Origin of the sequence: Rhodopseudomonas palustris, assembly GCF_013415845.1 — a bacterium.
GTDB classification, from domain to species: Bacteria; Pseudomonadota; Alphaproteobacteria; order Rhizobiales; family Xanthobacteraceae; genus Rhodopseudomonas; species Rhodopseudomonas palustris_F.
Genome location: NZ_CP058907.1, coordinates 2,197,625 through 2,216,081 on the forward strand (window position 1 = coordinate 2,197,625; position 18,457 = coordinate 2,216,081).

Consider the following 18,457-nt stretch of genomic DNA (forward strand, 5'->3'; position numbering starts at 1 on the left):
CCACGGCGTGTTGCGTGGCACGTCCGTTGAAAGCTGGGCCGAATTCGTGAGCAGCGTCGACAAGTTTCTGAAGGTCATGCGGGAGCATGACACCGCGACTGCGGCGCTAATCGCGTGGTGCCGGCGTCATCATCCTTATGAGGCCGAGGCGATCGCGATCACGCTGCTCGCCGACGAGGCGGTGGAGGCGGATTGCTACGATGGACCGTTACAGCCGCGGGCCGGCGAGACGTTGCGCCGCCGGCGGGTCTGGCTGCGCTGGGGTGATCGTGTGCTGTCGGAAGCCGAGAACTGGTACGTGCCGGAGCGGTTGCCGCCGGCCATGCGTGACGCGATTGCGGATGGTGTTCGGCCTTATGGCACGGTGGTGGCGAGCCTACGCCCGCAGCGGATCACCACCATTGCACTGCGCGCCGATAAGGCTGCCGACGATCGGGCTCAAGCCGAAGCGGTTCTGGCGCAGTTGGCCCGCACCGAGGGCTTCTCGCCGCCCGAGGCTTTCATGCTGCACATCCACGCGGTGATGATGGCGTCGGGAATCGTGCTGGCCGACCTGCGCGAGCACTATCGGCGGGAGCTGCTGCGTTAGCCTGAGACCGAGACAGGGAAGGGATCAGTCGGCGACGAATTCGTCGCGCCGATAGCCCTGCGCATAGAGCAGGGCAGTGAGGTCGCCGAAATCGATGCGGCCGTGGGCCGCTGCGGCGACCGCAGGCTTGGCGTGATACGCGATCCCGAGACCCGCGGCTTGGATCATGCCGAGATCGTTGGCGCCATCGCCGACCACCAGTGTGTCGATCGCGTCGAGATCGTCGGCTTCGCGCAGCTCCAGCAGTGTCGCCAGCTTGGCGTCGCGGCCGAGGATCGGCTCGGCGACGGTGCCGGTCAGCTTGCCGTCCTCGCTCAGGAGTTCGTTGGCGCGATGTTCGGCGAAGCCGAGCCGTTCGGCCACCACATGGGTGAACTGGGTGAAGCCGCCGGACACAAGGCAGGTGTAGGCGCCATTGGCGCGCATCGTCTGCACCACCGCGCGGCCGCCCGGCGTCAGCGTGATCCGGGTGTCGAGCACCTGGCCGATCACGTCGAGCGGCAGGCCCTTGAGCAGCGCGACGCGCTCGCGCAGCGCTGGCTCGAATTCGATTTCGCCGCGCATCGCCCGCTCGGTGATCGCAGCAACATGGTCCTTCAGCCCGACGAAGCCGGCCAGCTCGTCGATGCATTCCTGGCCGATCATGGTCGAATCCATGTCGGCGAGAAAAAGCTTCTTGCGCCGGGTCGCAGCAGGCTGCACCACGACATCGACCGGCAGGTCGCCGCGGGCGGCGCGTAGCCGGTCGGCGAGCACCAGGGGATCCTCGGTGCTGGCAAAGAAGATGTCGGCGGCGATCTCGTCGTGCAGCCAGACTGCTTCATTGGGCTGGGGCAGCACCGCACGCGCCCCCTCGATCACGGTCGAATCCAGCGCGGGATTGTTCGGATTGCAGATGAGCGTGGCGACGAGCGACATGACAGCGGAAGGTCCGGAACGGCACGGCCGGCGGCCGGCGGCCGTGCTTATCGCAGGGCCGACCGCCAGCGGCAAGTCGGCCTTGGCACTGAAGCTGGCGCAAGCGAGCGGCGGCACCGTCATCAACACCGATTCGATGCAGGTGTATCGCGACCTTCGCATCATCACCGCCCGGCCGACACCGGATGAGGAGGCACTGGCCCCGCATCGCCTTTACGGCACGGTCGATGCCGCGGTGAATTTCTCAGCCGGAGCTTATGTCGAAGCGGCGGCTGCGGCGCTGGCGGACGCGCGCGCGGCCGGGCGGCTGCCGATCCTGATCGGCGGGACCGGGCTGTATTTCAAGGCGCTGACACGGGGACTTTCGGCGGTGCCGCCGGTCCCCGCCGAGGTCCGCGACGCGGTGCGGCTGCGGCTCGACCGGGACGGGGTGCAGGCGTTGCATGTGGAGCTGGCCGGCCACGATCCGGAGGCGGCGGCGCGGCTGGCGCCGGCCGATCGGACGCGAATCGCCCGCGCGCTGGAGGTGGTGCTGGCGACCGGTCGGCCATTGGCCGACTGGCACCAGCAGACCTCGCCGCCGCTGCTGCCGCCGGATGATGTGGTGGCGGTATTCTTGGCCCCGGATCGCGAGACGCTCTACGCGCGGATCGACTCTCGATTCGCTGCGATGCTGCAGGGCGGGGCACTGGACGAGGTCGCCGCGTTGGCCGAACGCCGACTCGATCCGCTGCTGCCGGCAATGAAAGCTCACGGTGTGCCGGCACTGATCCGGCACTTGCGCGGCGAGATCACTTTGGAAGAAGCGGCTTCGATCGGCGCTGCCGATACCCGGCATTATGCCAAGCGGCAGTTCACCTGGTTTCGGCATCAACTGCCGGAGTTCAAATGGGTGAGGCCGGAGGAGGCGGACGCATTCCTGAACACTGTGGTTCCGGCGCGCGCGTGACGCGCGTGCCGCGGCGCTCGCAGCATGCCGCCTGCCTGTTATTACCTCTCGCGACCGCCCTGGAATCCGGCTAAGGTTTGATCCGTACGGGTCTTCTCCACCTTGACATTCAGGGTTTGAGGGGTATGGTCCGCGCGCAACCTTTGGGAAGCCGAGCCGGCCACATGCGACACAAAATTTCCGACCTGCTTCTCGTCATCGTACCCAGGCGCACCGCCGGGGGTGGATAGACTCCACCCCGCGAACGGACGGTGCGCTGAGGGCCTTCGACGGGCCCTTTTTTATTGCCTGAACACGGTTCTCCTGAATCGAGCTTGTCCGAACCACCCGAACGTCAGCGCCAGAGGCGCATCCGGAGCCTAAACATGAGCGACAGCAACAGCCACGATCCGAACCAGATGACCGGTGCGGCGATGATCGTCCGCGCGATTAAGGATCACGGTGTCGAGCACATCTTCGGCTATCCGGGCGGCGCGGTACTTCCGATCTACGACGAGATCTTCCAGCAGTCTGACGTCCAGCACATCCTGGTCCGGCACGAGCAGGGCGCCGGCCACGCGGCCGAAGGCTATGCGCGCTCGACCGGCAAGCCGGGTGTGGTGCTGGTGACCTCTGGCCCGGGCGCAACCAACATGGTGACCCCGCTCGCCGACGCGCTGATGGACTCAATCCCGCTGGTGTGCATCACCGGCCAGGTGCCGACCCATCTGATCGGCAACGACGCCTTCCAGGAGTGCGACACCGTCGGCATCACCCGGCCGTGCACCAAGCACAACTGGCTGGTGCGCCGGATCGAGGATCTGGCCAAGGTGCTGCACGAGGCGTTCTACGTCGCGACCAGCGGCCGTCCGGGTCCGGTGGTCGTCGACGTGCCGAAGGACGTGCAGTTCGCCACCGGCACCTATCATCCGCCGCGCAAGGCCGACGTCCACGTCTCCTACGTGCCGAACAAGAAGGGCGATCCCGCCCAGATCCGTAAGGCCGTTGCGCTGCTGGCCAATGCCAAGCGGCCGGTGATCTATTCAGGCGGCGGCGTGATCAACTCGGGCCCCGAAGCGTCGCGGCTGCTGCGTGAGCTGGTGGAGATCACCGATTTCCCGATCACCTCGACGCTGATGGGTCTCGGCGCGTATCCGGCCTCGGGCAAGAACTGGCTCGGCATGCTGGGCATGCACGGCACCTACGAAGCCAACATGACGATGCACGATTGCGACGTCATGCTGTGCATCGGCGCGCGGTTCGACGACCGTATCACCGGCCGCACCGACGCGTTCGCACCGAACGCTAAGAAGATCCACATCGACATCGATCCGTCGTCGATCAACAAGAACATCCGGGTCGACGTGCCGATCATCGGCGACGTCGCCACCGTGCTCGCCGACCTGCTGAGTGCGTTCAAGGCCGAAGCCAAGAAGCCGGACATCAAGCCGTGGTGGCAGCAGGTCGCGACCTGGCGCGCGCGCAATTCGCTTGCCTATAAGAAGAACAACGACGTCATCATGCCGCAATACGCGATCCAGCGGCTGTACGAGGCGACCCGCGGCCGTGATACCTACATCACGACCGAAGTCGGTCAGCATCAGATGTGGGCGGCGCAGTTCTACGGCTTCGAACAGCCGAAGCGTTGGATGACCTCGGGCGGCCTCGGCACCATGGGCTACGGCCTGCCGGCGGCGCTCGGCGTGCAGGTGGCGCATCCGGGCAGCCTCGTCATCGACATCGCCGGCGACGCCTCGGTGCAGATGACGATCCAGGAGATGGCGACGGCAGTGCAGTACGAGCTGCCGATCAAGATCTTCATCTTGAACAACCAGTACATGGGCATGGTGCGCCAGTGGCAGCAGCTGCTGCACGGCAACCGGCTGTCGCATTCCTACACCGAGGCGATGCCCGACTTCGTCAAGCTGGCTGAAGCTTACGGCGCGGTCGGCATGCAGGTTGTCAAACCGTCCGATCTCGACGGCGCGATCCAGGACATGATCAAGGTGAACAAGCCGGTGCTGTTCGACTGCCGCGTCGCCGCGCTGGAGAACTGCTTCCCGATGATTCCGTCGGGCAAGGCGCACAACGAAATGCTGTTGCCGGCCGAAGCCACCGACGAAGCCACCGCAGCCGCCTTCGCTGGCGGCAAGGCGCTGGTGTGATCCAAGGCGCTTGCTTCAAGAACGACGTCATGCGCGGGCGTGACCCGCGCATCCATCGATTTCCGCTCATTGCCGGGTCGAGCCCGACAATGACGCTCACTGACAATTCAGCTCAAACCTGAGAGCACGACATGACCCAGCCCGCATCCGCTTACTTCATGGAAGAGCGCCACGATCCGAACGAGACTCACACGCTGTCGGTGATCGTGCAGAACGAGCCCGGCGTTCTGGCCCGGGTGATCGGGCTGTTCTCGGGCCGTGGCTACAACATCGAAAGCCTCACGGTGTCGGAGACAGAGGCGCAGAAGCACCTGTCCCGCATCACCATCGTCACCACTGGCACGCCGATGGTGATCCAGCAAATCAAGAACCAGCTCGACCGCATGGTCCCGGTGTATCGCGTCGTCGACATGACGTTAAGCGGCCGCTCGATCGAGCGCGAGCTGGCGATGGTCAAGCTTCGGGGCGTCGGCGACCATCGCGTCGAATCGCTGCGGCTTGCGGAAGCCTTCCGCGCCCGGGTGATCGACGCCTCGACCGAGAGCTTCGTGTTCGAGATCACCGGCAACTCGTCGAAGATCAATCAGTTCATCGAGCTGATGCGCCCGCTGGGCCTGGTCGAAGTGGTGCGCACCGGCGTCGCCGCGATCGGCCGCGGCGCGGAGGGGATGTAACAGCTACGCCGCGATCGCCTCGGCGATCTGTTCGAGCGGATGGTTGGTGAGATCCTTCGCCAGTGAGCGGATCAGCGAGGCCTCGACGGTCTTGTGCAGGATCGGCCGCATCTGGCCGAGCGTCTGCGGATCCGCGACCAGCACGAGCTGATCGAACTCGCCGTCGAGCTTCATCTTGTTCAGCGTGTTGGTGAGCTGCTTGGCGAAGGTCGCTTCGTCGGTCTGACTCTGGCTCTGCTCCTCGGGGCGCGAGCCCGACGGGCCGTCGTTGTCCAGATTGGTCGGCTCGAGCTTGCGCTCCTGGCGCAACGTCACGTCGGCCGGCTTGCCGGTGTTGCGCAGCAGCAGGGCGCCGCGGCCATCAGCGACGACGACGAGCGTGTTGTGCGGAATCAGCGTCATATCCGGATCGTCCTTTCGATAGCAGCGCCCGGCGCGGCTATTGGCCGGGCGTCCATTCGGCAACGGGATGTGCCGATGTTTCGTTCCCGGCTGCGGCATCGTTGCGCGGGATACAGCTCCGCGTGCGAGGCGGGTTACCGGGTGCGGACGGATCAGCTACGACCCGGGCAATGCGGCGCGATAGGTGCCGGACGAGGGGACGGAAACGACGATGAAGCCCGCCGACACGGCGCTCGCGGTTCTGGTGGCAGTGATCTGGGGCCTCGGCTTCGTGTTCACACGCTACGCGCTGACCGAGATGTCGCCGTCGCTGCTCAATCTGCTGCGCTTCGCCATCACGGCGCTGCCGTGCCTGCTGCTGCCGCGGCCGAAGCTGGCGTGGCCGGTGTGGATCGGGATCAGCCTGCTGCTGGTGTGGCAATATCTCACCCAGACCTACGGCATCGCCCACGGCGTGCCGGCCGGATTGACCGCCGTGATCGTCCAGAGCCAGGCGCTGTTTACGGTGGGGTTCGCGGCGCTTTTGCTCGGCGAGCGTCCGACCGGAGCGCAACTGAGCGGCATCGCGGTCGCTGCCTGCGGCCTGCTGATGATCTGTTTGACCGTCGGCTACGACTTCACCGTGCTGGCGTTCGCCGTGACGATGACCGCCCCGATCAGCTTCGCCTTCACCAATCTCTTGCTGCGCCGCGCCCGCGATGTGCCGATGCTCGACCTGTTCGCCTGGATCAGCCTGGCGTCGCTGCCGCCGCTTGCCTTGGCGGCCTGGGTCAGCGATGGCGTCCCGGCCATCCTTCAGTCGCTGACGCATCTGTCGCCCGGCGTGATGGGCGCGATGCTGGCGCTGTCGATCGGCTCGACCACCATCGGCTATTGGATCTGGGGACGGCTGCTGCACGCTTACAGCGCCGCGCAGGTGGTGCCTTTTGCATTGCTGGTGCCGTTCATCGGGGCGGGGGCGTCGAGCCTGGTGTTCGGGGAGACGTTTGGCCCGCTGCGGCTCGCCGGGATGCTGATCGTGGTCGCGGGCCTCGCCATCATGCTGCTGTTCGGCCGGGCCCGGCCGCCGCTGCCGGAGGTGGGTTGAGGGGCACCGAAAGTCGTAAAAGGCGGGTTTTCCGGAACGCGGCAGCCATGCTGTCCTAACCGCCACAAATCGCCGCCGCGGGCTTGTGTCCGGACACCCGGACCCCTAAAAACCAGCGGCAATTCAACGGTCGGCCGGCATGGCCCGATCATACCAGCACGGGCGGGACGGGCCGCCGAGAAAGAGGAACGAGGATGCGAGTTTACTACGATCGCGACGCCGATCTGAACCTGATCAAGGGCAAGAAGGTCGCCGTCATCGGCTATGGCAGCCAGGGCCATGCCCACGCGCTGAACCTGAAGGATTCGGGCGTCAAGGACGTCGCGATCGCGCTGCGCAAGGGGTCGGCCTCGGCCAAGAAGGCCGAGAACGCCGGCTTCAAGGTCATGGAAGTCGCCGAGGCCGCCAAGTGGGCCGACGTGATGATGATGCTGACGCCGGACGAATTGCAGGCCGACATCTATCGCGAGCATCTGCACGACAACATGAAGCAGGGCGCGGCGCTGCTGTTCGCGCACGGCCTCAACGTCCACTTCAACCTGATCGAGCCGCGCGCCGATCTCGACGTGCTGATGGTCGCGCCGAAGGGCCCGGGCCACACCGTGCGCTCCGAGTATCAGCGCGGCGGCGGCGTGCCGTGCCTGATCGCGATCCACAAGGACGCCTCGGGTAACGCCCATGACCTCGGCCTGTCGTACGCGTCGGCGATCGGCGGCGGCCGCGCCGGCATCATCGAAACCACCTTCCGCGAGGAATGCGAGACCGACCTGTTCGGCGAGCAGGTGGTGCTGTGCGGCGGTCTGGTCGAGCTGATCAAGGCCGGCTTCGAGACCCTGGTGGAAGCCGGCTATGCGCCGGAGATGGCTTACTTCGAGTGCCTGCACGAAGTGAAGCTGATCGTCGACCTGATCTATGAAGGCGGCATCGCCAACATGAACTACTCGATCTCCAACACGGCGGAATACGGCGAATACGTCACCGGCCCGCGCATCGTGACTCCGGAGACCAAGGCCGAGATGAAGCGCGTGCTCGCCGACATCCAGAACGGCATCTTCACCCGCAACTGGATGCTCGAGAACAAGGTCAACCAGACCTCGTTCAAGGCCACCCGCGCCAAGCTGGCGCAGCACCCGATCGAGGAAGTCGGCGCCAAGCTGCGCGACATGATGCCCTGGATCAAGAAGGGCGCACTGGTGGACAAGTCGAAGAACTAAGCTGGGTAGTTACCTCTCCCCGCGTGCGGGGAGAGGTCGGATTGCGCAGCAATCCGGGTGAGGGGGCGTTTCAACGCGGCCGAGACTCCGTGCCCGCGTTGCCCCTCACCCCAACCCTCTCCCCGCAAGAGCGGGGCGAGGGAGATCGCTGTGCTCGGCGCTGGGCTTCCAGCTACAGCCAATGCGAACGGGATCGCGGTGACGCGGTCCCGTTTTTCGTTTGGTGCCGGTGCAATCCGCCGCAGCCCTGCTTGCTTGATCTGGTCTGACCAGATTGGTAGGGTCAGTCATGGCGATCCCGCTCAGTTCCGAGACCTCGCACACGGTCCGCAAGACGTTGGAGTTCGTGCAGCATCATCGGCTCGCGAAGGGCGACCGGCTGCCGTCGGAACGGGAGCTGTCGGAGCGGTTCGGGGTGGCGCGCAGCTCGGTGCGGGAGGCGCTGGCTGTGCTGGATGCGATGCGCATCACCGAGCGCCGGCCGAAATCGGGTATCTACCTGCGCAACGCCGTCGAGGATGGCGGGCTGGATGCGCTGGTGTTGCAGGCCGATCTCGGCCTGACCTTCGATCCGCAAGTGACGCGCGACGTCACCGAAGCACGAATTATCTGCGAGGAGCAGGCGCTGCGGCTTGCCTGCCGGCGGCGGACCGACGCCGATCTCTCCAAGCTCCATCAAACACTGCAGGCCTACGCGGCGACGATCCAGGCCGGCGGCGATCTGGCCGAAGCCGATGTCGAATTCCATCTCGTGATGGTCGCCGCCGGCCAGAATCGCATTCTGGTGCGCACGCTGACGCCACTGATGTTGATGAGCCGGCGCTGGCGGGAGCGCTACTTCGAGTCTGACGCGATCCGCCGCCGGTCGCTCGACGATCATCGCGCTTTCGTTGCTGCGATCGAGGCGCGTGACGAAGCCGCCGCCGCCACACTGGTGCGTCGCCACGTCGAGACCGCCGCCGCCGACGTGCGGGCGCTCGCCGAGCAGGGTGGCACAGCCACCACGAATACCACCTGAAACACGCGCGTCCCTGACGCGCCACAACAGCCCCGGTCAACGGGAGAGCTTCGCGCGGCGTCTGCCGTATCGAGGAAACGCAAGAAGAAGGATCAAAAATGCGTATGACGACGACTTCCGTGGCCGCACTCGCGGCTGCGATCGCGATGCTGGTCGCAGGGCCGGCGCTCGCTCAGAAGAAGTACGGCCCCGGCGCCAGCGACACCGAGATCAAGCTCGGCAACACCGTGCCGTACAGCGGCCCGGCCTCGGCCTACGGCATCCTCGGCAAGACCTACGCGGCGTACTTCAAGAAGATCAACGAAGAAGGCGGCATCAACGGCCGCAAGATCAACGTGATCTCCTATGACGACGCGTACTCGCCGCCGAAGACGGTCGAACAGACCCGCAAGCTGGTTGAGAGCGACGAGGTGATGGCGATCGTCGGTAACGTCGGCACCGCGTCGAACGTCGCGATCCAGAAGTATCTCAACGCCCGCAAAGTCCCGCAGCTGTTCCTCGCCACCGGTGCGACCCGCTGGAACGATCCGAAGCAGTTCCCGTGGACCATGGGCTGGCTGCCGAGCTATCAGGCCGAAGCCACCGCCTACGCCAAGTATCTGTTGAAGGAGAAGCCGAACGCCAAGATCGGCGTGCTCTATCAGAACGATGATTTCGGCAAGGACTACATTCGCGGTTTGAAGGAAGGGTTGGGCGACAAGGCCGCGTCGATGATGGTGGCAGAAGCGAGCTACGAAGTCGCCGAGCCGACCATCGACTCGCAGATCGTCAAGCTCAAGGCGTCCGGCGCCGACACGCTGTTCTCGTTCGCCACCGGCAAGTTCGCTGCGCAGTCGATCAAGAAGGTGGCCGAACTCGGCTGGAAGCCGCTGCACATCGTGCCCAATGCCTCGTCGTCGCTCGGCACCGTGCTGAAGCCGGCCGGCCTCGAGAACGCGCAGGATCTGGTGTCCGCGACCTTTGCCAAGGACCCGACCGATCCGCAGTGGAACGACGACCCCGGGATGAAGAAATTCCATGCTTTCGTCGAAAAATACATTCCCGAAGGCAAGGCGATGGAAAGCACGGTGTTGTCCGGCTACAGCATCGCTCAGACCATGGAGCAGGCGCTCAGGATGTGCGGCGACGATCTGTCCCGCGAGAACCTGATGAAGCAGGCGGCCAATATGAAGGGCGTACAGCTTGACGGTCTCTTGCCGGGCGTCACCGTCAACACCTCGCCGACCGACTTCGCGCCGATCGATCAGTTCCAGATGATGGCCTTCAAGGGCGAACGCTGGCAGCGCTTCGGTGACGTCATCAAGGGCGAGGTGGCCGAAGCGGGACGGTAACAACGCTTCGGCCTGCCGCGCGGCAGGCCCGATCAACTGTCATGCAACGGGATCGCGGTGACGCGGTCCCGTTTTTGCTGTGATAGGATGCGTGCGTTCGAACGGAGCTAGCCATGAAATCTGTCGTCGTCACCGGCGTGTCCAGCGGGATCGGCCATGCCATTGCGCGGATGCTGCTGGATAAGGGATTTCGCGTGTTCGGCAGCGTGCGGAAACACAGCGACGCTGAGCGGCTGATCGTTGAATTAGGGGCCGGCTTCACGCCGCTGGTTTTCGACGTCACAGATGAAACCGCGATCCGGGCCGCCGCGGACGAAGTGCGACGGGCGCTCGACGGCGAGACGCTCGCCGGGCTCGTCAACAATGCCGGCATCGCGGTGGCGGGCCCAGTGCTCGATCTGCCGGCCGACGAATTCCGCCGGCAGTTCGAGGTCAATGTGATCGGGCCGATCCTTGCGACCCAGGCGTTCGGGCCGCTACTCGGCACCGACCGGTCGCTGCGCGGTGCGCCAGGGCGGATCGTGATGATGTCGTCGATCGCCGGAAAGTTCGGCAATCCGCTGATGGCTGCGTACTCGGCCTCCAAGCACGCGCTGAACGGCCTGTCGGACGGGCTTCGGCGCGAACTGATGCTGTTCGGCATCGACGTGGTCGTGATCATGCCGGGCGCCGTGAAGACGCCGATCTGGGGCAAGGCCGAGCGCGAGGACGTGTCGCGGTTTGCGAACTCGCCGTTCTATCCGGCGCTGCAGAAGCTGCGCGCGCTGCTACCTGAGATGGACGAAAGCGGTCTGCCGCCGGAGACGATCGCGCAGCACGTCTATGACGCGCTGACCGCGCCGTCACCCAACGCGCACGATGTGATCACCCCTGGTCCGCTGCAGTTCTGGCTCTCGACCAAGCTGCCGCCGCGCTGGATCGACAAGATCGTCGCCAAACGGCTGGGACTGAAGCCCGAGAAGTCATGACTTAGTTGATGGTTGCAGGGGTGATCCTCGACGCGATCGAGCTGGTTGGTCCCGTCCGGTCTGGGCGACCTGACAGCAGGCGTCTGCCGGGACGGCCTGTGGATACGCAGAAGACCCAGTGAAGAGCGGTTTACCGCTCGTGATCGGCATCTGCCGCGGCCGATCACGGTCAATATGACCTAAGCCCGACCGGCGGTCGCTCACGCCTCCCACTGATCCGGCCTATGGTAGCAAATGCCACGAGCCGCGGCGATCAGCCCTAGCACCTGCCTCGGAGCCGACAAGGCTCAGAATGAGCTCCGATTTCGGCGGCGTAGCCAACGTCCTTGCCGCCGATCAACGCCATCCGCGATTGACCTAAAAGAGACATCAACGCCGTCGCTCGTTGCGGGCAAACTCATTGTTGCGTCGAGAACGATGCGAAGTGCCGAGTTCTGACGTTGGGCCGCGGCGTGGTCGTGACAATTTTAGAGCTTTTCCCAATCGTAGTTCAGCACTCCAGTGGTTTGATCATTCTCCTTAGCCGTCAATTTCGGAGATCAATTTGAGGAAATTGAATTACTCGATCAATGCGGTCGTCGTCGGCGGATTGGTGGCTGCCGCTGCTTGGTGGTTCTCATCGTGCCAAAGTCAGATGCAGAAATGTTACGCGTCTTTTCGAGGGGCAATCAGCGGCGTCGATCGCCTTGCGCAGGCTAGACAGCTATCAATCCTTGGCGGATTCACCGCGTCTACCAGGATGGTTGCGTTTCAAGTGCCTCTCGGTGATGAGGTTGATGGTATCGTTCTATTGGATCGCGTAAGCGACGCCGGTCGGCTGATCGCGACCAACAGCTATACGCATTGGTCGCCGCGCTTTTCTATGGACGGGGAACGTCTGGTCTTTGCCAGACAGATGGTGGGGAGCGAAGATCGGGAATTGCTGAGCTGTGAAACAATCACATGGCATTGCTCTGTCTTGTTCCGTACTAAAGCGGCGCTGTCCTCGCCAGTCGACGTTCAGAATGGGAACGTCATATTTTCCACAACGGTGCAAAGAGCGAATGGCAGCAGAGGGGTCGACGTCTTCGTCGTGCGTAAAGGGCAAATGCCAGTGCGCCTGACCAACTATGAAGCATCCATGCTGTCGCCAATCAGCGTAGGCGGCAACAAAATTGCCTTTAGCGCGGGTGGAAGTCGCAGTCTTGAATCAAGCCCCTGCGTAGATGGCAACATTCTAAGATGCGACATGAGCGAGATTTACGTACTCGAGTTTGATCCTTCAACCGCAACAATCCTGAATAGGTCGACTACCTTAGCTCCGCGTTTCACGGTCGCAGGTTATTCGACCATGCCGATCTTGTCTGGTGACGGGAAACGAGTGGCTTTTCTAAATACGAACAGAAAAGAAAGTCCTCACCGTTACAATATGGTGGTGGCCGATCTCGACGGTGTTGTTCGCGATGAAATCGCCGTTGAAGGTCTTGCCCTCTCGTCGGGAGCATTTGTCGGAAATTCGCTGTTGGTGAATGAGTTGTTTGAAGATCATTATCGAATCCGTAGCGTTGATCTTGTTTCGAAGCGGGTGACCAGCATGCGTGTCGAACATTCACCCGAGTATCTCAGGGCCATCGAGCCAATTATTCTTGCGGTCGATGAATCGCCCGCTATGCGTTGAATGTTCGGCCCACGTTGCGGCGGATCGAAAATCCCGCTAGCCGTGAATTGAGATGAGTTGGCGTCTGCGGCTTTCTGAGTGACGAGAGCGGTACAAGCAGCTTGCAAGGGCGAGTCTGGGAGCGGATGGTGTTCCGCTTATCCGCTCCACGTTACCGCGGCTTCACACGCTCCCACAACGCGCGCGCTACCGCGTCCGGCGTGCCCCCTGATCCCGCTTGCAGATTGGCTTCGCGCATTGCCTCGATGTCGATGCGGCCGAGCAGGGGATTCAAGGCTGTGCGCAGCTTGCTGTCACTCGCGCGTTTCGGCGCGAGCAGCAGCACCGCGTCGTAGGGCGGGATCGCCTGCTTCGGGTCATCGAGCACGACGAGGTCGTATTTCGCGATCAGCCCGTCCGAGGTGTAGCCGGCGATGAGATCGACTTCGCCGGAGGCGACGGCGGCGTACATGAAGTCCGGCTGCATCTGTCGTTCGGTCTTGAACGCCAACCCATAGGCGGGGCGCAGGTTGGCCCATTCCGGCCGGGAGAAGAACTCGTAGTCGCCGGCGATCGTCATCGACGGCGCGCGGGCGGCGAGGTCGGCGATCGAGCGGATCTTCAGCCGCTCTGCCTTCGCACGCGGCATCACCAGCGCATAAGCATTGGCGAAGCCGAGTTCGCCCAGCAAGGTGATGCCGTCTTTGGCGAGATCCTGTTTCAGGTCGGCGAGCACCTGATCGCGCGCGGCGATGCCGGGGTGTTTGAACTGGTTAGCCCATAGCGTGACGGAGTAATCCACATAGGCGTCGATGTCGCCGCTTCTGAATGCTTCATAGATCACGCTGGAGCCGAGGCCGGCACGCGTGTTGGCCGCAAGACCGCTAGACTCGAGGCGCTGCTGCAGCAATGCGGCGAGTACGTATTGCTCGGTGAAGGTTTTGGCGCCGATCACGTAAGAAGTGCGAGTGGTGGCGCCCGGCAGCAGTGTCGCGATCACGATCGCGGCGATGCCCGCGGTGCCTAAGCCGATCCGCCAACGGTTGCCGCGGCGCAGGCCGATCTCCACCAGCGCCAGCAGTTGATCGACGGCGAGCGCCAGCAGGGCAGCGGCGGCACAGCCGAACAGCACCAGAATCCAATTCTGAGTCTGCAGGCCGGCAAATATGTAGTTGCCGAGACTGGTCTGACCGATCGGCGTCGACAGCGTCGCGGTGCCGATCACCCAAACCGCCGCCGTGCGGATGCCGGCCATGATCACCGGCATTGCCAGCGGCAGCTCGACCATGGTGAGGACTTGGCGTTCAGTCATGCCGACGCCCTCGGCGGCTTCGATCAGCGCCGGATCAATACCGTCGAGCCCGGTGATGGTGTTGCGCAGTACCGGCAGCATCGAATACAGCGCCAGCGCCAGCACGGCGGGCAGGAAGCCGAAGGCAGAGAAGCTCACGCCGAATGCGCTCATCGACAATGCCGCCAGCGCCAGCAGCAGCGGATAGAATAGCGCCAGCAACGCCAGACCTGGGATCGTCTGGACGATGCCGGCGAAGCCGAGCAGTGTGCCGCGGAGCACTGGGCGATGCCGGGCGAAGATTGCCAGCGGCAGGCTGACGATCAGTCCGAGCGCGAGCGCCGCGAGGCTGACGCGAACATGGGCGCCGAGATAGTCGGGCAGGTTGGCGAGCGCGTCGCGCCAGCGCGGATCGGCGAACAGGCTCATGCCGCGCCGCCTCGCGAAAGCAAGGCGCCGAGCCGCTGCGCCTGCCGACGTGGTGTCCGCAGCAGGTCGGCGACGTAGGCGTCTCGGTTGCCCGCAAGCTCGCTCGCGGTGCCGAGCGCCAGCAGCCGTCCGCGATGCATCACCGCGATGCGGTCCGCCAGCAGCAGCGCCTCGGTGATGTCGTGGGTGATCAGCACGGTGGTGAGGTTCAGCCGGTCGTGCAGGGCGCGAAAGTCTTCGCCGAGCGCATCGCGGGTCAGCGGATCGAGCGCGCCGAACGGCTCGTCCATCAGCACGATCTCCGGCCTGGCTGCGAGCGCGCGGGCGACGCCGACGCGTTGGCGCTGGCCGCCAGAGAGCTCGTGCGGGAAGCGGTCCCGATGCTGAGCGGGATCGAGCCGCACCAGCTCGAGCAGCTCATCGACCCGGGCCGCGACATCGCGCTTCGACCAGTTTAGCAACTTCGGCGTGATCCCGATATTGCCGGCAACGGAGAGATGCGGGAACAGCCCGCCATTCTGGAACACCATGCCGACGCCGCGGCGAAGCGCGATCGGATCGACGGTTTGGATATCGCGGCCGTCGATCGCAATCGCGCCGGCATCGGCGTCGATCAGGCGATTGGTCAGCCGCAGCAGCGTGGTTTTGCCGGAGCCCGAGCCGCCGACGATGGCGAGCAATTCGCCGCGCTGCACGGCGAGCGAGACACCGTCTATTGCCTTGATCCGGCCGCCGCCGAAACTCTTGGCGACACTGTCGTAGGCGATCATCGGCGATGCTGCGCTCGTCATGGTCGTAGCATGGCCGCCGGAGACGGCAGGGCGCAAGCCGGACTTGCATGTCGGCGCGCGGCGTTGAATGGTCGCAGCAAGCAGGCGGGCGGGGAGAGGGCGTGACTCAGACGGACAATGCGGCGGTGGCGCTGAAGGACGCCACGGTGGCGTTTCGGCTCGCCGATGCGCGGACCTATACGGCGGTGGAGAACGCTACGCTGACGGTGGCAGACGGTGAGTTCGTCGCGATCGTCGGGCCGACAGGCTGCGGCAAGTCGACCTTGCTCAACGTCGCGGCCGGGCTGCTGCGCCCTGCCGCCGGCGCGGTCCGGATTTTCGGCTGCCCGCTCGATGGCCTCAATCCGCAGGCCGGCTATCTGTTTCAGGCCGACGCGCTGTTTCCCTGGAAGACCGCGATCGACAACGTCGCGATCGGCCTGGAGATCGCCGGCACGCCGCGCAGCGAAGCGCTGAGCCGCGCGCAGGGCTGGCTGGAGACGGTCGGACTCGGCGCGTTCGCGCAGCGCTATCCTCACATGCTGTCGGGCGGCCAGCGCAAGCGGGTCGGCCTTGCGCAGGTGCTGATCCGCGATCCGAAGATCCTGCTGATGGACGAGCCGTTCGGCCCGCTCGACGCGCAGACGAGGCAGATCATGGGCAATCTGCTGCTGCAGCTGTGGAGTGCGCACAGGAAGGCGGTGTTGTTCGTCACCCACGATCTGGAAGAGGCGATTGCGCTCGCCGACCGGGTGGTGATCATGTCGGCCGGGCCGTCGTCGCGCATCGTCGGCGATTGGCGGATCGAACTGCCACGCCCCCGCGACATCTTCGAAACCCGCCTGACTCATGATTTTCACACGCTCCACCGCGAGATCTGGGCCGTGCTGCGCGAGCAGGTGATGAAGGCATACGGGCAGGTGGCGTGATGGCGTCGATCTTGAAGGCCGCTGACTCGCGCCGCGCAAAGCGCGCTCCCTCTCCCGCTTGCGGGGGAGGGTTGGGGTGGGGGCGCCACGCGGACGGCGCCTCGGTTCGGCGAAGCTCCAAGGATAGGCTGCCTTTGTGGACCCCCACCCCCGCCCCCTCCCCGCAAGGGGGAGGGGAGAAGAGGGCGCCTCGCTTGGGCGCTACCTGGTCACTTGGAGGGGCTGCGGCATGTCTCGCGTAAAGCTCCTGACGCTGCAATTTCTCGTCGCGCTCGTCGCGCTGACGGTCTGGCAGGTGCTGACCACTGTGCCGATCGCCGGCAGGCTGCTGCTGCCGCCGTTCTTCTTCTCGACGCCGGTGGATGTGGCCAAGCAGGTGATCGCCTGGTTCGCTTCCGGGGTGATCTGGAAGCACTTGTGGATCACGCTGCAGGAGTCGCTGCTCGCCTTCGTGATCGGCTCGTTCGCGGGCGTGCTGGTCGGCTTCTGGTTCGCCCGGCAGCCGCGGGTGGCGGCGGTGTTCGATCCCTATGTGAAGATGGTCAATGCGCTGCCGCGCGTGGTGCTGGCGCCGATCTTCACGCTGTGGCTGGGGCTCGGCATCTGGTCCAAGGTCGCGCTCGGCGTGACGCTGGTGTTCTTCGTAGTGTTCTTCAACGTCTATCAGGGCGTCAAGGAGACCAGCGCGACACTGGTCGACAACGCCCGGATGCTTGGCATGAGCGAGCGGCAGATGATGCGCCATGTGTTCTGGCCGTCGGCGCTGTCCTGGATGTTCTCCTCGCTGCACACCGCAATCGGGTTTGCGGTGGTCGGTGCGGTGGTCGGCGAGTATCTCGGCGCCGCGGCCGGGCTAGGCTATCTGATCCAGCAGGCGGAGGGGACTTTCGACGTCGCCGGCGTATTCGCCGGGATGTTCGTGCTGTCGGTGTTCGTGATCCTGATCGACCTCGCAGTCAGTCTGGTGGAGCGGCGCCTGTTGGTGTGGCGGCCGCAGCCCAGCGGGGCGCAGCAGGCGGACTAGAGCGGGGCGCGGCTTTGGCTTATTGTCCTTGCCGTTTCGTCTGGGGAGAACCAACGCCATGAAGGCCGGCTTTCGACACTTCGCTGCGGCGCTTGCCGCGATCCTGCTCACCGCCGGGGCTGCGCAGGCGCAGAGCAAGGTGACGATCGCGATCGGCGGCGGCGCCTGCCTGTGCTATCTGCCGACCGTGCTGGCCAAGCAGCTCGGCGAGTACGACAAGGCCGGACTCGCCGTCGAACTGGTCGATCTCAAGGGCGGCTCGGATGCGCTCAAAGCCGTGCTCGGCGGCAGCGCCGACGTCGTCTCCGGCTATTTCGACCACACCGTCAACCTTGCCGCGAAGAAGCAGGAGATGCAGAGCTTCGTGGTCTACGACCGCTATCCCGGTCTGGTGCTGGCGGTGTCGCCGGGCCACACGGCGGAGATCAAGTCGATCAAGGAACTCGCCGGCAAGAAGGTTGGCGTGAGCGCACCGGGCTCGTCGACCGATTTCTTTCTGAAGTACCTGCTGAAGAAGAACGGCGTCGATCCGAACAATGTCGCGGTGGTCGGCGTCGGCCTCGGCGCCACCGCGGTGGCGGCGATGCAGCAGGGCCAGATCGACGCCGCGGTGATGCTCGATCCGGCGGTGACGATCCTGCAGGCGGCGCACGCAGACCTCCGCATCCTGAGCGACACCCGCACCGAGCACGACACGCGCGAGGTGTTCGGCGGCGACTATCCGGGCGGCGCGCTGTACGCCACCACGGCCTGGATCAAGGCGCATCCGAACGAGGCGCAGGGGCTCACCAAGGCGATCCTCGGCACGTTGAATTGGATCCATGCGCATTCGGCCGAGGAAATCGCCGACAAGATGCCGGCCAACATCGTCGGCAAGGACAAGGCGCAATACGTTGCCGCGCTGAAGAACACGATCCCGATGTACTCGACCACGGGCCTGATGGACCCGAAGGGGGCGGATGCGGTGCTGGCGGTTTTCAGCACCAGCTCGCCGGATGTGGCGAGGGCGAATATCGACGTCACCAAGACCTACACCAACGCCTTCGTCGAACAGGCGAAGGCGTCTGGTGCCGCGAAATAATCC

General features: G+C 64.7%; 17 protein-coding genes. 13 read left to right on the forward strand and 4 right to left on the reverse strand.

The window, feature by feature from the left end:
• Nucleotides 1-46 precede the first annotated feature (46 nt).
• Complete coding sequence (locus HZF03_RS10065) at nucleotides 47-589, forward strand: hypothetical protein (RefSeq protein ID WP_420853856.1); 543 nt, start codon at nucleotides 47-49, stop codon at nucleotides 587-589.
• Between the two features lie 24 nt (nucleotides 590-613).
• Here the strand turns inward: HZF03_RS10065 and serB are convergent, their stop codons facing one another.
• Nucleotides 614-1,507, reverse strand: a complete 894-nt coding sequence (gene serB, locus HZF03_RS10070; protein ID WP_012495546.1) for a phosphoserine phosphatase SerB — start codon at nucleotides 1,505-1,507, stop codon at nucleotides 614-616.
• Between serB and miaA the strand changes: the two genes are divergently transcribed.
• The 3 genes from miaA (at nucleotide 1,506) to ilvN (ending at nucleotide 5,274) form a co-directional block, all read left to right on the forward strand.
• Nucleotides 1,506-2,456 carry a tRNA (adenosine(37)-N6)-dimethylallyltransferase MiaA gene (gene miaA / locus HZF03_RS10075; protein ID WP_119017859.1) on the forward strand — a complete coding sequence of 317 codons (951 nt, stop codon included), beginning with the start codon at nucleotides 1,506-1,508 and terminating at the stop codon, nucleotides 2,454-2,456. The genes serB and miaA overlap by 2 nt on opposite strands.
• Nucleotides 2,457-2,821: 365 nt before the next feature.
• Nucleotides 2,822-4,600 (forward strand): acetolactate synthase 3 large subunit, encoded by a 1,779-nt coding sequence (locus HZF03_RS10080; protein ID WP_119017860.1) that lies wholly within the window; start codon nucleotides 2,822-2,824, stop codon nucleotides 4,598-4,600.
• A gap of 131 nt (nucleotides 4,601-4,731) precedes the next feature.
• Nucleotides 4,732-5,274, forward strand: coding sequence for an acetolactate synthase small subunit (gene ilvN / locus HZF03_RS10085; RefSeq protein ID WP_011157587.1), 543 nt, complete (start codon nucleotides 4,732-4,734; stop codon nucleotides 5,272-5,274).
• Between the two features lie 3 nt (nucleotides 5,275-5,277).
• Here ilvN and HZF03_RS10090 read toward each other — a convergent pair whose 3' ends face one another.
• Nucleotides 5,278-5,676: a host attachment family protein gene (locus tag HZF03_RS10090; RefSeq protein ID WP_012495549.1), complete on the reverse strand. Its 399-nt coding sequence runs from the start codon at nucleotides 5,674-5,676 to the stop codon at nucleotides 5,278-5,280.
• Between the two features lie 211 nt (nucleotides 5,677-5,887).
• Between HZF03_RS10090 and HZF03_RS10095 the strand changes: the two genes are divergently transcribed.
• The 6 genes from HZF03_RS10095 (at nucleotide 5,888) to HZF03_RS10120 (ending at nucleotide 12,951) form a co-directional block, all read left to right on the forward strand.
• Nucleotides 5,888-6,763 (forward strand): EamA family transporter, encoded by an 876-nt coding sequence (locus HZF03_RS10095; RefSeq protein ID WP_119017861.1) that lies wholly within the window; start codon nucleotides 5,888-5,890, stop codon nucleotides 6,761-6,763.
• 194 nt (nucleotides 6,764-6,957) lie between these two features.
• Nucleotides 6,958-7,977, forward strand: a complete 1,020-nt coding sequence (gene ilvC, locus HZF03_RS10100; protein ID WP_011157590.1) for a ketol-acid reductoisomerase — start codon at nucleotides 6,958-6,960, stop codon at nucleotides 7,975-7,977.
• 289 nt (nucleotides 7,978-8,266) lie between these two features.
• Entirely contained in the window at nucleotides 8,267-8,995 is a 729-nt protein-coding gene (locus HZF03_RS10105) for a FadR/GntR family transcriptional regulator (protein ID WP_119017862.1), read from the forward strand.
• Nucleotides 8,996-9,093: 98 nt separating this feature from the next.
• Nucleotides 9,094-10,326 (forward strand): ABC transporter substrate-binding protein, encoded by a 1,233-nt coding sequence (locus tag HZF03_RS10110; RefSeq protein ID WP_119017863.1) that lies wholly within the window; start codon nucleotides 9,094-9,096, stop codon nucleotides 10,324-10,326.
• Nucleotides 10,327-10,439: 113 nt separating this feature from the next.
• Nucleotides 10,440-11,294 (forward strand): SDR family oxidoreductase, encoded by an 855-nt coding sequence (locus tag HZF03_RS10115; RefSeq protein ID WP_119017864.1) that lies wholly within the window; start codon nucleotides 10,440-10,442, stop codon nucleotides 11,292-11,294.
• 544 nt (nucleotides 11,295-11,838) lie between these two features.
• Complete coding sequence (locus HZF03_RS10120; RefSeq protein WP_133303224.1) at nucleotides 11,839-12,951, forward strand: TolB-like translocation protein; 1,113 nt, start codon at nucleotides 11,839-11,841, stop codon at nucleotides 12,949-12,951.
• A 151-nt stretch (nucleotides 12,952-13,102) separates the two neighbouring features.
• Here HZF03_RS10120 and HZF03_RS10125 read toward each other — a convergent pair whose 3' ends face one another.
• Nucleotides 13,103-14,650: an ABC transporter permease/substrate-binding protein gene (locus HZF03_RS10125; protein ID WP_119017866.1), complete on the reverse strand. Its 1,548-nt coding sequence runs from the start codon at nucleotides 14,648-14,650 to the stop codon at nucleotides 13,103-13,105.
• On the reverse strand, nucleotides 14,647-15,441 hold the full coding sequence (locus HZF03_RS10130) for an ATP-binding cassette domain-containing protein (protein WP_234832192.1): 795 nt from the start codon (nucleotides 15,439-15,441) through the stop codon (nucleotides 14,647-14,649). Before HZF03_RS10130 ends, HZF03_RS10125 begins: the two co-directional genes overlap by 4 nt.
• 47 nt (nucleotides 15,442-15,488) lie before the next feature.
• On the opposite strand from HZF03_RS10130, the gene HZF03_RS10135 reads away from it, so the two are divergent.
• The 3 genes from HZF03_RS10135 to HZF03_RS10145 all read left to right on the forward strand — a co-directional run bounded on the left by HZF03_RS10135 (nucleotide 15,489) and on the right by HZF03_RS10145 (nucleotide 18,454).
• Complete coding sequence (locus HZF03_RS10135) at nucleotides 15,489-16,349, forward strand: ABC transporter ATP-binding protein (RefSeq protein WP_165858104.1); 861 nt, start codon at nucleotides 15,489-15,491, stop codon at nucleotides 16,347-16,349.
• Between the two features lie 229 nt (nucleotides 16,350-16,578).
• Nucleotides 16,579-17,373: an ABC transporter permease gene (locus HZF03_RS10140; RefSeq protein WP_011157597.1), complete on the forward strand. Its 795-nt coding sequence runs from the start codon at nucleotides 16,579-16,581 to the stop codon at nucleotides 17,371-17,373.
• 58 nt (nucleotides 17,374-17,431) lie between these two features.
• Nucleotides 17,432-18,454, forward strand: a complete 1,023-nt coding sequence (locus HZF03_RS10145) for an ABC transporter substrate-binding protein (RefSeq protein ID WP_012495559.1) — start codon at nucleotides 17,432-17,434, stop codon at nucleotides 18,452-18,454.
• The last annotated feature ends 3 nt before the right edge of the window (nucleotides 18,455-18,457 follow it).

What these genes read in the sequence shown, in the direction of transcription:
- miaA (WP_119017859.1), top strand. Translation starts at nt 1,506, where the DNA reads ATGACAGCGGAAGGTCCGGAACGGCACGGCCGGCGGCCGGCGGCCGTG.
- serB (WP_012495546.1), bottom strand. Translation starts at nt 1,507, where the DNA reads ATGTCGCTCGTCGCCACGCTCATCTGCAATCCGAACAATCCCGCGCTG.
- HZF03_RS10080 (WP_119017860.1), top strand. Translation starts at nt 2,822, where the DNA reads ATGAGCGACAGCAACAGCCACGATCCGAACCAGATGACCGGTGCGGCG.
- ilvN (WP_011157587.1), top strand. Translation starts at nt 4,732, where the DNA reads ATGACCCAGCCCGCATCCGCTTACTTCATGGAAGAGCGCCACGATCCG.
- HZF03_RS10090 (WP_012495549.1), bottom strand. Translation starts at nt 5,676, where the DNA reads ATGACGCTGATTCCGCACAACACGCTCGTCGTCGTCGCTGATGGCCGC.
- HZF03_RS10095 (WP_119017861.1), top strand. Translation starts at nt 5,888, where the DNA reads ATGAAGCCCGCCGACACGGCGCTCGCGGTTCTGGTGGCAGTGATCTGG.
- ilvC (WP_011157590.1), top strand. Translation starts at nt 6,958, where the DNA reads ATGCGAGTTTACTACGATCGCGACGCCGATCTGAACCTGATCAAGGGC.
- HZF03_RS10105 (WP_119017862.1), top strand. Translation starts at nt 8,267, where the DNA reads ATGGCGATCCCGCTCAGTTCCGAGACCTCGCACACGGTCCGCAAGACG.
- HZF03_RS10110 (WP_119017863.1), top strand. Translation starts at nt 9,094, where the DNA reads ATGCGTATGACGACGACTTCCGTGGCCGCACTCGCGGCTGCGATCGCG.
- HZF03_RS10115 (WP_119017864.1), top strand. Translation starts at nt 10,440, where the DNA reads ATGAAATCTGTCGTCGTCACCGGCGTGTCCAGCGGGATCGGCCATGCC.
- HZF03_RS10125 (WP_119017866.1), bottom strand. Translation starts at nt 14,650, where the DNA reads ATGAGCCTGTTCGCCGATCCGCGCTGGCGCGACGCGCTCGCCAACCTG.
- HZF03_RS10130 (WP_234832192.1), bottom strand. Translation starts at nt 15,441, where the DNA reads ATGACGAGCGCAGCATCGCCGATGATCGCCTACGACAGTGTCGCCAAG.
- HZF03_RS10135 (WP_165858104.1), top strand. Translation starts at nt 15,489, where the DNA reads ATGTCGGCGCGCGGCGTTGAATGGTCGCAGCAAGCAGGCGGGCGGGGA.
- HZF03_RS10140 (WP_011157597.1), top strand. Translation starts at nt 16,579, where the DNA reads ATGTCTCGCGTAAAGCTCCTGACGCTGCAATTTCTCGTCGCGCTCGTC.
- HZF03_RS10145 (WP_012495559.1), top strand. Translation starts at nt 17,432, where the DNA reads ATGAAGGCCGGCTTTCGACACTTCGCTGCGGCGCTTGCCGCGATCCTG.